This window comes from Actinomadura sp. NPDC000600, from assembly GCF_040492135.1.
GTDB lineage: Bacteria > Actinomycetota > Actinomycetes > Streptosporangiales > Streptosporangiaceae > Spirillospora.
In genome coordinates, this window is sequence record NZ_JBEUPD010000003.1 from 147,844 (window position 1) to 162,704 (window position 14,861).

The 14,861-nt window shown below is 63.4% G+C and carries 10 protein-coding genes; all 10 read left to right on the forward strand.

Going from position 1 to position 14,861, the window contains the following annotated elements:
- The first annotated feature begins 672 nt into the window (after positions 1 to 672).
- The 10 genes from ABWI07_RS05895 (at position 673) to ABWI07_RS05940 (ending at position 14,860) form a co-directional block, all read left to right on the forward strand.
- Complete coding sequence (locus ABWI07_RS05895; protein ID WP_422389409.1) at positions 673 to 1,053, forward strand: MobC family plasmid mobilization relaxosome protein; 381 nt, start codon at positions 673 to 675, stop codon at positions 1,051 to 1,053.
- On the forward strand, positions 1,050 to 2,621 hold the full coding sequence (locus ABWI07_RS05900; protein WP_353817852.1) for a relaxase family protein: 1,572 nt from the start codon (positions 1,050 to 1,052) through the stop codon (positions 2,619 to 2,621). Before ABWI07_RS05895 ends, ABWI07_RS05900 begins: the two co-directional genes overlap by 4 nt.
- A gap of 197 nt (positions 2,622 to 2,818) precedes the next feature.
- Positions 2,819 to 3,391 (forward strand): hypothetical protein, encoded by a 573-nt coding sequence (locus ABWI07_RS05905; protein WP_353817853.1) that lies wholly within the window; start codon positions 2,819 to 2,821, stop codon positions 3,389 to 3,391.
- The gene (locus ABWI07_RS05910; RefSeq protein ID WP_353817854.1) at positions 3,388 to 3,594 is read left to right on the forward strand and encodes a helix-turn-helix domain-containing protein; all 207 of its coding nucleotides are present in this window, start codon (positions 3,388 to 3,390) and stop codon (positions 3,592 to 3,594) included. The genes ABWI07_RS05905 and ABWI07_RS05910 overlap by 4 nt, the downstream gene beginning before the upstream one ends.
- Before the next feature lie 199 nt (positions 3,595 to 3,793).
- The gene (locus tag ABWI07_RS05915; RefSeq protein WP_353817855.1) at positions 3,794 to 3,934 is read left to right on the forward strand and encodes a hypothetical protein; all 141 of its coding nucleotides are present in this window, start codon (positions 3,794 to 3,796) and stop codon (positions 3,932 to 3,934) included.
- A 395-nt stretch (positions 3,935 to 4,329) separates the two neighbouring features.
- The gene (dpdE, locus tag ABWI07_RS05920) at positions 4,330 to 7,668 is read left to right on the forward strand and encodes a protein DpdE (protein WP_353817856.1); all 3,339 of its coding nucleotides are present in this window, start codon (positions 4,330 to 4,332) and stop codon (positions 7,666 to 7,668) included.
- Entirely contained in the window at positions 7,668 to 10,262 is a 2,595-nt protein-coding gene (gene dpdF, locus ABWI07_RS05925) for a protein DpdF (protein ID WP_353817857.1), read from the forward strand. The genes dpdE and dpdF overlap by 1 nt, the downstream gene beginning before the upstream one ends.
- On the forward strand, positions 10,262 to 11,128 hold the full coding sequence (gene dpdG, locus ABWI07_RS05930) for a protein DpdG (protein ID WP_353817858.1): 867 nt from the start codon (positions 10,262 to 10,264) through the stop codon (positions 11,126 to 11,128). Before dpdF ends, dpdG begins: the two co-directional genes overlap by 1 nt.
- The gene (gene dpdH, locus ABWI07_RS05935; RefSeq protein ID WP_353817859.1) at positions 11,121 to 14,180 is read left to right on the forward strand and encodes a protein DpdH; all 3,060 of its coding nucleotides are present in this window, start codon (positions 11,121 to 11,123) and stop codon (positions 14,178 to 14,180) included. Before dpdG ends, dpdH begins: the two co-directional genes overlap by 8 nt.
- The gene (locus ABWI07_RS05940; RefSeq protein ID WP_353817860.1) at positions 14,177 to 14,860 is read left to right on the forward strand and encodes a hypothetical protein; all 684 of its coding nucleotides are present in this window, start codon (positions 14,177 to 14,179) and stop codon (positions 14,858 to 14,860) included. The genes dpdH and ABWI07_RS05940 overlap by 4 nt, the downstream gene beginning before the upstream one ends.
- Position 14,861 lies beyond the last annotated feature (1 nt).

Here is a 14,861-nt window from a genome sequence, read left to right on the forward strand (position 1 = left end):
CTTGCTCCTGAGCCTCCTCGAGCGAGGAAGCGATAGGCACGACTTGCCTCGGCCGTGCGTGCTGGCCCCGAGCGCCCTACCAACGGCCCGCCGCGCCCGTCCGCCGGTGTGGACGGCTCCGTCCGCTTGGACGGCGGCTGCGAAGCAGCGGCGGACGGCTCGTCCGCCGCGCGGCGGACGAGTGGACGGGCGCGGACGGCGTTAGGGCCACATCGAGGCTTCCGTCTCGAGACTGACAGCGGAGCCGGCATCGGCGGCTGCCGGAAGCGAACAGCTGCCGTTCCGAATGTCGCCGCGACTCTGCACCGCTTGCCGGTCGGCTATGGGTGCTCGCGCGGAGACTCCCGCGAAAAATTACGGGAGTCAAGTGTCGCAGAGCCCACTCATCCGCGAGGGCAGATAACGTATCTCCTGTTCTCTGAAAACCATGAATTTCATGGCACTGGACGACATCCTTCAGCACGGCTTCGACTCTGCTGACTGGGAATATCCTCAGTCAGCAGAGTCGAAGGGAAGACCTAATAGAGGGCTGCAAGGTAGGGCCGTGTCGCGACACGGTATGGACCCAGGATGATCCATACCGCGTCCCTTTGCTGAGTCGACCGGGCGCGGTCCGACGAGTACGGCAGGAGGTGGAACACGGACGAGGAGCAGGTCAGCAGGCAGAGCAAGCTGCAACGACGTTCGCAGCTCACAGGAGGGCGTCGACGAGATCGAGAGATGAGGTTCCGAGTAAGTGAAGAGGAGTACAAGGAGATCTGCGAGGCAGCCCATCGAGCGGGCGCTGCCTACGGAACATTTATCGTCCACACCGTTCAGGCAGCCACTCGCCAGCACAGGCTCGGACAGCACCCGACCCTGACGCTATGTGAGGAACTGCGCAGTATTGCGCGACAGCTGAACCGTATTGGTGTGAACATCAACCAACTGGCCCGAATAGCGAACGCAACGGGCCAGGCTCCTCAGGAGCTATCTGCTTCGTTAGCGTACCTGGAGAAGGTTCTCCGGAGAGTGGACGCCTCGTCTGTTGAGATAGGTCGGCTGCTGCGTTGATCGGGAAAGTGACACGCGGCCAAGGCCTCGCCCGACTGCTGTCGTACCTCTACGGACCAGGGAAACGTAACGAGCATGTCGATCCCCACCTCGTTGCAGGGTTCCGCCTGCCCATAGCTCTGGAGCCCGGCGCGGACACCAGAGGCGACCGCGACTACCGGCATCTAGTCGGAGTCCTGACCTCTCCGCTCGACACCCTTCGCCACACGCCGCCTGCGTTGCCGATCTGGCAGTGCTCGATCCGGGCAGCGCCGGCGGACCGACGCCTGTCGGACGACGAATGGGCCGACATTGCTGAGGAGGTCATGCACCAAACCGGGTTCGCGCCGCGAGGCGATGACAAGGCATGCCGCTGGATCGCGGTCCGCCACGCCGAGGACCACATCCATCTCGTTGCCGTCCTGGCCCGCGAGGACGGACGCAACCCGAACCTACGTCGCGACTACTTCAAGGTCGCCCATGCCTGCCACATCGTCGAAGACCGCTACGGTCTGACCCCAACCGCACCCGCCGACCGCACAGCAGCGCCCCGACCAACCCGAGCCGAGACGGAACTCGCTCACCGAAAGAACTGGTCGGAACCACCCCGCAGTACCCTCCGCCGGCAGGTAGCCACCGCTGCTGCCGGAGCTGAGACCGAGGACGACTTCTTCGTTGCCCTTGAGCAGGCCGGAGTGCTGGTCAAGGTCCGCGAGAGCGTCCGCACTCCCGGGGAGATCACGGGCTACGCGGTCGCGCTTCCCGGCCACGCCAACCAAGAGGGCCAGCCGGTCTGGTTCTCCGGCGGCAAGCTCGCCGCCGACCTCACTCTTCCCAAACTCCGCTGCCGCTGGTCGGCTCCCGAGGAAGGCAGGCACTTCGGCCAGCGCTCTTTCAGCCAAGCGAAGCTGACTCACCAGGAGCGAGATGCCGCCTACCAACAGGCCGCAAGAGCCGCCGCGACAGCTACTTGGCAGATGCGCCACATCCATGACCCCGCCGTTCGCGCCGACCTAGCAGCCGCGGCCTCCGACGTCTTACACGTAACCGCGGCCATCACCGGCAACCGGGAACTCGCCCACGCGGCCGACTTTTATGACCGAGCAGCTCGCGAACCCTACGGGCGCCAGTCCCCCGGCACGCCCTATGGTACGAACCTCCGTACGGTTGCGCGGGTTCTGGCTCTGTCCCAGATCGGAAGGGCGCACAGTCATCGCCCGAGCCTCGCAGGCGTCCTCTCTCACCTGATCGTGCAGCTCGCTGCCCTTATCGAAGCGATCGCGGAGCACCGGCAATCGCAGCAACGCTTCGCCCAAGCAACTGCAGCCCGTAAGGCTGCTGCCCAGCTCACCCGACTCCGCCAACCGGCCCCACGGCCGACAAACCCGACGTTGTTCCGGGCGCAGGCCAACGACACACCCGAGCACAACGCTGCGCGACTCGCTGCCGCCGGCTTCCCTCGGCCCTTCCCCAACCTGGAGGCAGACCGTTCCCACCGATCTACCAGGCCTGCGCCCACACCACCGGCGCGCACCTCCCCTCGCCGCCTATCGCAGCAACGACCAGAGAAGTCGGCGCCACACCGATAGCGGTCGTGGCGTAACGACCGACGCCACCGCATACTAACGGAGCGTAAACAAGCGTAACGATACGCAGATGTACGCCAGGGCGGCGTCCGAGATGACGAGCCTGCTCACCCTCATCCCCCCGCACAAGGAAGGCGAAGGCGAAGCCATGACCGATTACAGCCCCCGCACGTGCCCCAATGTCACAGGGAGTGACCCACATGACCTACGAAACGAAAGCTCCCCCGACCGCCCGTAACGACGAACAGACCGCGCGCCTCGCGGCCAACCTGTACGAACACGTCCGCCAACTCAACTACGCCACAGCCGGCCCGCCGAGCCTCACTCTCCCTGGTACTGCGTACACCATCCTCGGCAACCTCAGCGCAGCAACCTACGGCCTCGATCAGGTCCTCGACCAGATCAATCGCTTCTTCCTCAGGGAGCTGCAAGCGGACCGTCTCGGCCACGACCAGGCCGGAGACCTCGCCGACGTGCTGAGCCGCCACGGCCAAGCTCTAGGCGAGGCCAGACAGCACACCCGAGTGCTCTGCGCGGCCCTCAGCGATGCCCAATCAGCCATCAACGCCGTCCATCTCCGCGTAACCCGCGGATGCGAAGCGCCCCCAACCGTCGAAGGGAAAGCACACGGGGACGATGCCGGCGTAGCGGCGGCAGCTAACGACTTTCCCAGACCGATTACCGATCCGACGCTACTCGCGCCGCCTCCTGCCGGCGAACCAGACCGCTTCGTCCGCATTCGTCGCTCAAACACTCCGGAGGGCTGCGCATGAAGCCCATGACCCACGAGGAACTCGCCGCCCTTCCGACCACAACCACCATCGACACGGCCGCCCGAGCCCTCGGCCTCGGCCGAACCCGCGCCTACCAACTCGCTCGTGAGGATCGCTTTCCCTGCAAGGTCATCCGCATCGGCACCACCTACCGAGTAGTCACCGCCGACCTACACCGCTTGCTAACCGTCACCGAGGGATAGCCAGCGGGACTGTACGGTCGAGAGACCGAGCAAGCCCGACAATTTGGTGTTGACGCGACAGGGGCTGCCCTAGTTGCGGGCAGTCCCTGTACAGCGCTCACTGGTAAACGCATCCCCGTGCGCCCCCTCATCCTCGTCGCCCAGTCTTTCGGCCCACCCGCGCACACCCCAGCGATCAGGGTGTTGCGACGAACCGGTTTTGAGCCAGCCCGATGCACCAGTTTCCGGTACCTCGCCCGGCAAGCCGACGTCGGGCGTCATGGCATCCGTCGGTTCGGTGGTCGGCACCTATGACGACGCCATGGCCGGAGCCTTGAGCGGCGGCTTCAAGCCGCGCTGATCCGCCGACAGACATGGCGCACCCGTGACCAGGTCGAATACTCGTCGAATGGATGTGTTGGTACCCGCCACCGTCTGCACTCTGCTATCGGCGACGTACCACCTGCCGAATACGAACCCACCCACTACGGTCCGATGAACCCCCAGCGCCAGCTGCCGCCCCGGTTAATTCGGACTTCACCAAACCGGTACGGCTCACCAACCGAAAGAGCGACAGGGGCGTTAACTCGACACACCCTGGGGCGCCACTGTGTCCGCTCTTTACGGACAGCGCATCCTCAAGAGTTCAACGACCTAGAGAACTTGTGGTCAAATGGTAGAGGATGTGCTGCTGTGGCGCCGGGGCGGCGCTGCGCCCTGGGGAGGGCGACCTGCACAACAGGTGGGGGCAAGATCGTGAAGCAGGGCCACGCGAGCAGCGTAAGGCAGGTTGGCGCCTTTGCCTCGGTACCGGGGGGGCCGGGGATCGGCAAGGTCGGGGAGGTGGATGCGGGACGCGTCCGCGTTGACTACTTCGAGTCGCCAGCCGCGATGATCGCACAGTCGCATTGGGTGGCGGACCACCTGGTCCAACGGGTCCTTCTGAAGCGCGAGGAGCGCATCTGGTGGAAAAGCCCGGATGGTCAATGGAACGCAGGTCGAGTAATACAAGCAGAGCCTGCCCAGCGTTCTTACTTCGTGCGATTCCCCAATGTGGCCTACGACCTACCTGTTCCTGAGGAAGATCTCCACGTGCGGTGGGATCGTCCTGTGTTGGACCCCGCAGCGGATCTGACAGTCCGCGGCGGCAGTACGACGCCGTACCGGGACGCAAGGCTCCCGATCCTTAGAAACCTCGTCCGGCAGCGTGGCGCTTGCGCCGGCATGAGCGCGTTCCTGTCGTCGACGGTGGAGATTTTTCCGCACCAGGTGAACGCCGCGCTCACGGTCCTCTCTGACCCGGTCCAGCGGTACCTCCTGGCCGATGAGGTCGGCCTCGGGAAGACGATCGAGGCCGGGTATGTCGTGCGCCAGATCCTCATCGACAAGCCCGAAGCGTGCGTGGTGGTGATCTCTCCGGCTGCTCTTCGCCGGCAGTGGGTGTCCGAACTCAAGGACAAGTTCCACACCGAGGACTTCCCTGATGCAACGATCGTCGTCAGCAGTCATGAAAATCCCGAGAAGTGGGCTAGCTACAGGCAGGCTGACCTCGTCGTCGTGGATGAGGCTCACGCCCTGGTGCAGGTAGGCCCAGATGAGACGCCTTACAAGGAGTTGCGCGAACTCGCGCACTCGGCCCATCGGCTGCTGCTGCTGTCCGCCACCCCTGTGACGTCCGGATACCTGACGAACCTCGGGCTACTTCATCTGCTCGACAAAGAACTCTACTCGTGGGAGCGGCGCCAGGACTTCGAGGACCGCCACCGCATGCGCGAGGCTCTGGCGGACTCGGTCTACTCCCTGAACCCTGAGTACACGTACGTCATCCGGGACTCCATTGAGGACATCCGAGCACAAGTTCCCGCCAGTGATGTCCGTCTGGCCAAACTCGCGGACGAGGTCCTCAGCATGCTCGATGAGGAGGACGAGCTGATCAACCCCGATGCGCAAGATGAGTTCGCCCGTCGGGTCATTGAGTTGCGTGCTCACATCAGTGAGACGTACCGGATCCACCGCCGAGTGATTCGAAACCGGCGTGAGGCGGTGCTACGAGAGGGCAGCGGCCCGGACGCCGAGGCACTTCCCTATGAGGTGCGCGGCCGCCGGCAACCTGAACTCATCCACTCGCCATCGGCGGTTGCAGAGGCCGGGGATGCATTCGTGATGCGCTGGTGGAGCGCGGTGCGCGAGCACCTGGAGAACGAGAGGATGAGCAATCAACTCTCGCAGTTCGCCATGCCCTTGGCGATTCTCACATCCCGGGCACCCGCGCTTCCCTACGACACTATCGATGCGCTCCGGTGGCGAGTGCAGGGCGACGCCTATGCTGGCGAACGTGCGGGGCTCTCACCGCAGGAGAGGGAACTACTCCTCGGCGTGCCAGTAGTTGCGTGTGAGAAGGCCGTGCTGGCTGAAGCGGAGAAAGACTGGCCTGCGGGCGCCGAGCCGAGCGAGGAGAACCTGAAGCACGTCATCCGAGCACTTCTTCCCGTGCTGCGCAAGGCAAAGCGCGCCGTCGTCTTCTGTGGCCCCGGCCGACTGGCTGACGCGCTCGCAGGCAGGTTGCGCCGTGACTTCCCGAAGGTAGTGACCGCTCAGCACACGCGTACGCTGGGCGCGGCCAAAGCGGCAAGCGAGATCTCTCGGTGGGCCGCCCCCACGCCCGCGCAGGCGGTGCTCCTAGCCGACGACACAGCCGAAGATGGCCTGAACTTGCAGCCAGCCGACTGCGTCGTCCATCTGAGGCTTCCCTGGTCGCCCAACCAACTGGAACAGCGTCTAGGCCGCGTTGACCGTTACCCGGGCCCGGCTTTGCTCGGAGCCGCCGGTCCCGCGCCCCAGATCCGGCTGGCTGAGGAACAGGGCCCCGACGGTTCCTTTACTGAGGCATGGGCCACTCTGCTCGGGGAGGCCTACAAGGTCTTCGACGGTTCCGTCTCCACCCTCCAGAACGCTATAGCCCAGTCGCTCACGAGTGTATGGACCGGGGCAGTTGAGGAAGGGCCGGAAGGGCTGACAGCGCAGAAGCAGGACGTGCTTGCCCAACTTGGCAAGGAACGCGACGAGATCCGCAAGATGGATCTCTTGGAGTCCATCCACGTGTCGTCGCAGCGTCTGCGCAGCGTTCCGGCCGCGCTGACTGATGTCGAGCGTGACTGGTCCGAGACAGAAGAGGCACTCCTTGCGTACACAGACGCCGAAGGAGGGGGGATCAAACTGCATTCCCTCGTTCGCACCATCGAGGGATCCCCGGCGCGGCGTTATCTGATCAACAACGGGTCAAGCCGTCCGCTTCTCGCTCCCCGCCACTGGGAACGGATCAAGAACCGTATCCCGAACGATGAGATCGCTCATGCGATGTTCAACCGGTCGCGAGCGCTGCGCAGTCGGGACGCACGGCTGTTCCGCATCGGCAATCCCCTGGTGGACATGCTGTCTGATGCCGTCCTCAACGACAGTCTGGGGCAGAGTGCCGCCTTCCGGCGGATCGACCCGGACATGCCGCCGGGGCACGAACCGCAGCCGTACTTCGGGTTCGATTTCCTCATCCAGGCAGACACCTCTGCCGCGCTGAAGCATGTCCAAGACAGCGCGGACGCAGCAAGGGCTCTGCGTCGCCAGGCGGATCGGATCTTCCCACCTGTAATCAGGCGCGTCTGGATCGAGGCCGGCACGAACGCGCCCGTGACCATCGAGGGCCAGTTGGCCTTTTTGAATCGCCGCTACGACAAGAGCAAGGGTGACCGCAACTACAACAGTCAGCGCGTCTCGGAGTTGTTTGAGGTGTTCGGAGGTCAGGAGCATGCGGCCACTTACGTCCGTGACGCACAGCGGGCAGCCCTGAGGTTTTTGCATCAACACACGGATCTCGCAGCAGTTTGCCAGGACGCCCAGCAGAAGGCGCTGGAAGTTTCAGCCGTTTTGCACTCGCAGGCCCAGGCTCGGCAGGCGGCTGGCCGACTGCTGCGCGACACTGAAAGCCTGGTCACCGATGCGAAGGTCCTGACTTCTCTCGCCGAGGGGCTGTCGCAGCCGGTTGTCGGGGTCGTGGCGGCTGCCTGCCTGATCCGGCGCGGGTTGGAACTGGCCTACTGATGTCTGACGACGCATGGGTGAGCGCTCAGCACCTACTCAACCAATGGCCCGAGGTGAAACAGGACATACTGGCCAAAGGTGCTCTGCGCCGTCTGGGAGATGCCCTGGCTGGGACGGCCAACGGAGGCACAGGCTGGCTGGACATCGTCTCGCTGACTCGGCAACTGTTGTTGCACCACCAGGCACTGGGACGGACAGGCCGGTTGTCGGTGCCGTTGCGAGAGGGGCTACCCACCGTCGATCAGTGGCGAGCAGGCGGTTGCGACGTGGTGGTCCACGGGAGCCGGGTGCTGGTGCGGGGCCAGGAGTGGGCCCCGGGCGAAGGTGACGAACTTGCGCACGAGGCAGGTCTTGCGCAGGTCCGTGAGGCGATCCTGGGCGAGGACTCCAGTCTGACCCGAGATCTGCAAGCTGCGCCGGCCGATCCATTTTGGACGGACGCTCTCGACTACGAGTACTACCTTTCCAAGGGGCAGCGTCAAGCAGCCCGCGCGGTAGCTCTGATGCCGCCGGGTGAAACCCTTCTCGTCTGCCTGCCCACTGGCCACGGCAAGACACCGGTAGCGCTCGCCGGGGCCATGCTGGCCAGCCGACGCAGCGGCGTGTCCGTGATGGTTGTGCCCACCGTGGTCCTGGCTATCGACATGGAGCGGCGTGTCCGTGAGTTGCTGAGCAGACGTGATCCTGGTGCTCTGCACAAGCGGTACGCCTACTTCGGGGAGTTGGGCGAGGCCGAAAAGGAGCAAATGCGATCGGACATCTCAGTTGGACGGCAGGCACTGGTGATCGCTTCGCCGGAAGCCGTGGTCGCCGGCCTGAGTAAAGCCCTGCGCGACGCTGCCCAGGACGGGCACCTGAACTACGTCATCCTGGACGAGGCACACCTCGTCGAGCAGTGGGGCAACGAGTTCCGTTCAGGGTTTCAGAGTCTCGCCGCCCCGCATCGGGCTTGGCGCAGGGTCGCACCCCCGGGGCGTACCCCAAGGACAGTCGCGATGAGTGCCACGCTCACCGAGCAACAGGTGACAACGCTGCGTGACCTGTTTGGTTCCGGCGAAGGCACCCAGGTGGTTTGGTCTTCCGAGTTGCGCAGCGAACCCGCCTACTTCTTGGATGCCTTCGAATCGGAAGAGGCGCGTTCCCAAGCAGTGCTCCGGGCTGTTGCACGCCTTCCGAAACCGATGGTGCTTTATGTGACCCAGAAGCAGAGCGCCGCCGAGTGGGTTAACACTCTGCGCGCTGCAGGGATGCAGCGTGTCGCCGTGGTGCACGGAGACATCAACGATGCCGGGCGTCGTCGTGCGCTTGAGGGCTGGTCGGGCCGCACGAGCCATGGCCCTGTCGCGACCGAGTACGACGTTGTGGTTGGTACCTCTGCCTTCGGGTTGGGCGTTGACCTCGACGACGTCCGCAGTGTCGTGCACGCCTGCGTACCCGAGACGGTGGACCGCTACTACCAGGAGGTCGGACGCGGCGGCCGCGACGGCAGTCCCTCGATGGCCTACCTGGCGTCCGCCCCGGGCGACCGATTCACAGCTCAGTCCCTGAACGAGCAGAAGATCCTCATGGCGGACACTGCGTGGGGACGGTGGCGGGCGATGTTCACCAAGGGGCATCACCTGCACGGGAACCGCTACTCGCTCGACTTGACCGTGCGGCCACCGCGGATGTCCGTGGGGTACGCCACGCACAAGGACTGGAACGTTCGCCTACTCAACATGATGGATCGCATCGGGCTGATCCGGATCTTCCCACCAACACCCCCGATGCACGAGCCCGCCGAAGATGCTGTGGACTGGCAGGCGCGGATCAAAGAGTTCTACGAAACCGCCCGGGACCGGATCGAGATCGAATTGGTGGAGGGACAGACCAACAATCCAGAGCACTTCCGCGTCGCCTACGAGCGCATCCGCTCGAGTGTCAAGAATGCCCAGCGCAACTCTCTGCGCGTGATGTTGACGGTCTTGGATCACGAGCGGTGCATTGCTGACACGCTGGCCGAGTATTATTCGATCGCGGGAAACAACGGTGGGCGCCACTACACCATGGCAGCCTGTCGTGGCTGTCCTGCGTGTAGGCGTCAAGGACTTCCGCCTGAAGGAGCGTCGTCTCACTATCGCAAGCCGTTCTCGCCGGATCCGGCCGCTGTCGAGTGGGCCCTGTACGACAGCCCTCTGGCCCACCTGCATCCTCAGACCTCGCACCTCAGCATCTATTGGCAGGACCCTGCGCAGCGCGCAGAGCACTTGCTACCTGTGCTGGTGAAACTGGCTCGGGCGGGCGTCTCTCATTTCGCCGGACCCGGCCTTAGCACGGAACTGGCCCGGCAGATACAGGAACAGGCACCAGGAAATCCGGTGCTCGTCGATTACGACAGCAGCCTGGTGAGCGGTGGCACGCCGGCCACCGTCGCCTGGGTTGCCGATGAAGCGACATCGCTCCTCGAAGAAGAACTTTGGTATCGGCTTGAGGACGGGGATCCTGTCTACCTCCTGATCCCTCGGCAGGTGGAGGACCCGACCAGGGCAGGGGTCCCCTTTGTGACCACTCATCCGTCGTTGAACATCCAGCACGTGAGAAGCGAGTTCAGGTAATGGCATTGCTCAACACGCCCGTACCGTATCCCGGCGAAATCTGGGCCGTCGTGCGCTTCCTGGCCTCGCAGTCCGGGTCGGTGGACTTCGACACGCTCCGTACCTTCCTCAAGCCGCACAACCGCGAGTCGAAGAAGCCCACCACAGTTCACTACGCCCTTGCCGCCCTGCGGTCACTTGGGCTCGCCGAGGAGAGCGGTGACGGTCAAGGCTGGGTCCTGGCGGGTGACCTTGCGGCGCTCTCTTGGGACGACTATGCCGCCTTCCAACGCGCACTGCGGTCCGCCGTGCTGGGGTTGCGCGGGCACGTACCGGCCGAGACTGCCGACGACCTGCGGCGGGCTCTGGTATGGAGCCTGACCCGCGATCCGTTCTCGGAGTCCTTCAATTGGGCCGTGGTGGACAGTCGGCACCAAAGGGACGCGCCTGACGGAGAGTTGGTCTTTGTGAACGACACTCGGTGGCCACCATTCATGGCCTGGGCGACCTCCCTCGGGTTGGGAGCCCCGGCACCGCACATCGCCCAACGCTACATCCCGGACTGCACGCGGGCCGTGCAACAGGTATTGGAAGAGCATCTTCCGCCAGGGGTTCCTGCTGATGCCCTGGGCGTCCTGCGTCTGTTGCGGGAACACCTTCCCGTCCTTCCGGGGGGAGGCATCTCCAACAATCTGGGCTATGGTCTTGCGGACGAACGGACTGCTGGCGCGGCAGTCTCCTTCGCTCTGATGCGAGGCAAGTACGAGAAGTGGCTCGTCTTGAGTAGTGACTCGGACGCGCAGCAACCGATCAGGGTGCAAGACCCCGAGCAGTCGTCCATGCGCCTTTGCTCCTCCATCGCCCGACAGGAGGCGGCCCATGTCTGACTTCCATCGCTACGTCTGCTGGGACGTGGAAAACGTGCTTTCCACGATCCAGACGGAAGCGGTTGTCGCCTCGCCTGCCGTCTTCCTCTCCACGCACACGCGGCTGGGCATCCAGCGTTGCCGGATCAACGGTCGGTCGTTCAGCAGCACGGGTGAGAGCGTCACTGAAGAGGATATCCGGGACGACTTCCTAAACCGGCGCACGAACACCGGGACGTTGCTGCTGCCGGTGGTCGGTGAATCTGGATCCGGAAAGTCCCATCTGGTGCGCTGGGTCAAAGAGAAGATCGAGCCCTCTAATAACCGAAAAATCATCTACCTCGAGAAGTCTAAGACAAGTCTGCGACATGTTATCGAATCCCTCCTTGAGGGAGTTGATGACGAAGAGATCGAACAGATCCGCAGGGATATCCGGCAGGTCACCGGGACTTTCACCACTGCCTCGTTGGCGCGCCGTCTCATTAGCCAGTTGAGTGTAACTCTTGCTGACCTCGGCAAGGACTCGGTCCCTGGGAAGAAAAGGCAACTCGTCGGACCGAGAGGAATCTCCCTGCTCCTGCAGGATCCGCTTCTGCAGGAGCAGATGCTGGAGCCCGGCAACTTTATCCCCCAGTTCGCCGAGCATTTCCTCAGTGACCGAGAGTCCGGCGAGGAGCGCCCTCCACGGTTCTCTCTGGACGACCTTCCCTTGAGCCCAGATGCCATCACCGGCGACATGGCAGCTCCTACGCGACAAATCTTCGGCATGCTGATGTCCAGACCTGAACTCCAGGTGCTGGCTGTTGAGTTGCTCAATGCACACTGGGACAAGGCTGTTCAGGAACTGTCGTCACTGGGAGGCGGCCGTCTTCTGGGAGCGATGAAGAAAGTACGCGAGATCTACGCTCGCGATGGCAAGGAAATCGTGCTCCTGGTAGAGGATTTCGCCCTCATTCAAGGTGTCCAGGGCGACCTGCTTGACGCGATCACAGAAACTTCAGAGCGCTACGGGAAGACGGTCCTCGCGCCCATGCGGACCCTCATGGCGATCACGAGCGGATACTTCCATGACCTTCCAGAAACCGCAGCGACCAGGATAAGCACGTCAACCGGAGGATTCGTCTACAACCTGGACATTGTCCTGGGAGAAGGCAAGACGGGAACAGAGGAGATCACCACTTTCGTCGCGAAGTACCTCAACGCTGCCCGGGTGGGGCGTGAAGCGCTGGAGCGTGCCGGCGGTGATGTAACCCCTAATAGGTGCGAAGACTGCACCGTAAGAACCTTGTGTCACAGTTCTTTCGGTGCATCCGCCGACGGGTTCGGCCTCTATCCTTTCAATCGTGCGGCTCTGACCCGTGTCGTTCACAGTGTGGCTCCACAGGAAAACCCCAACGCATTCGTCCCGCGCGCCGTTCTGGGCAACGGAGTCATTCCGATCCTTAACGACGCCTACAGGTCGATCGGGAAGGGCGAATTCCCGAGCACATTTTTCCAGGAGAACTACAAGTCCGTCAGGGGCGTCGACAAGGCACTGCCCAACAGCGTCAGTGAAGAGGTCGATGCACGCGACCACCTGGACGCCAAGCGCCGACGCAAAGCACTGGAGTTCTGGGCTGATGCCCCAGACCAGCTCGTTAATCTGCCGCAGGGCATTGGTGAGGCATTCGCTTTGCCGGAGTTGGACCTAGACGGTCAAGGCGCCGACCCCGTCGACTCCTTGACCGCAGGAGAGGCGTCCAAGCCTGCGATCGCCCTTATCAATTCACCAAAGACTCCGACAGTTGCCCCCGCTCTCCAGCGTAAACTTCAAGTGGTGGAAGACTGGGCGGCTAGTGGTTCCCGCCTCATCACCGAGGTGGCAAGCATCGTCCGCACCATGGTCTCCCGATCGGTTCTTTACAGGGAGGACTGGCTTACGCCTCCCATCAAGCCGATTGGAGTCAGCGATGCGGAGGGGGCTGGATGGACCAACAAGGCCAACACAGTCTCGATCGACGACGCCAGCGCCGAGAAGCTCAACAAGGGCGCAGCGATTATTCTGAAGCGAAATCCCTCAAACGGTGAGTTCTTCAAGAGCCTGATCCGGGTTAACGCGCAGGATGTCGACGGGATGCGACCCCAAGACGTGGTCAGACTCGCCAGCATGGCCGAGACGCACCGAGCGGACTTGCGTGAACGGGTCGCGCTCAACGCTGAACATTCCGATAAGGACCTGGTAGCTGGACTACGCGTATCTCTCCTCGGGGCTGCCTTTGCCGGGCAGGTTGTCCCAGGTATGCCGATCGAGGCCCTTTATATCGCCGCCTTCGACATGGGGCGGGCGTGGGCGCGTCCGGATAACTCTTCGCGCACCGAGACATGGGTGAAGCGGCTTGAGGCGCACTTGCAACATCGCGCAGGGCTTGTCGAGGCTCTGCTGAGTTCTCTGGGGCTGGGCCAGGGCGCGGGTGCCGTCCACGTCCTTGACGCCGCACGTGCCGTTGCCCTCGTGAGGGAGGCCGCGCAAGAGTGGGACCTGTCGAGCGTTGATCTGCCTATGTGGGCCAAGGAGGCCGCACTTCCGTTTCGCTCCGGATTGGATTCCGCGGTACGTGGTCAACTGCAGGAGTTGACCGCTCTCATCCACGAGATCCGAGAACACTTCCCCAAGTCGAACGGTCCCGGTGACCGTCTTGTCCTACAGGTGTCCACGGCTCTGCAGATGGCCAACGCTCAAGGCCTCACAGGACCACAGGGGCCTGAGTTGGAGATGCGGGCTGCAGCCGTCGAAGAAGCCGACTGGAATTCGGTGTCCGTGCTGGAGAAAGAACTGTCCCGCGTCACCGACAACCTCCAAGACCAGTCGACCGAGAACCTTCTGGCTGTGGTTGCCCCACCACGGTCACCGTATCTGCGGGAGATGCTCAACTACCTGAAGACCGCCAACGCCTTGCTTGACACGGCCCTCGCGGCAGCGCGGATGCAAAACCAGAACGCGGTCAGCGATGCTGCGGACCAGTTGGCAGGACTGCTCGTGGAGTGGCAACAGGCCGTAGATGACTCCACATCCCGGATGGAGGCAGGCATATGAGCAACGTGACGGTTCTGGAAAAGGCCCAGGAGTTGCAGAACACGGTCCGCAGCATTGCCGAAAGCCAGAAGGAGCGAGACGACCAGGAACGGGTCCTCCGCCGTATCGATGAGGTGCGGACAGCGTTGCAGGCAGCTCTGGTGCAGCAGCGGACCGCGGTGCTGCTACACGAGCGCACCGGCCTAACTCTGGATGTGTCCGGGTTCAACACTGCACGAGCCAAACTTGCATCGAAGTCGCGCGGCGGTCTGCCCGGAGACCGGGCTTTCGTTGATGCCAGGCGCGCCTTGGAGGCGTTCACCAGCGAGTTGGGTACCTCCCTCAGGCAGCTTTGGAAGTCGTGGGCCACCGCACGCATTCATGAGGTATCCCCTGCTCGCTTCGCCACCCTCAGCCCCGATGAGCGGCGGGAGGCGAGTGGAATCTATGACTCGATGAAGGCCAAGGTAAACCGCCCCAAGGTCGACAGCGCCAGCATCCTGGCATTCTGCAAGGATCGCGAAACGCTTTTGGCCCTACTTCAGCATGCGCCGACCGATACGCCAGAAGGTCTCCTCGAACTCATCAACCGGCTTGATGCAGGCGGAGTCACTCTCCGAGAACTCACGGAGGCGGACATCGCGCTGCTGCGAGCGTACGACCAGGATAATTGGTACACCATCACTCGGAAGGCGAACTGAC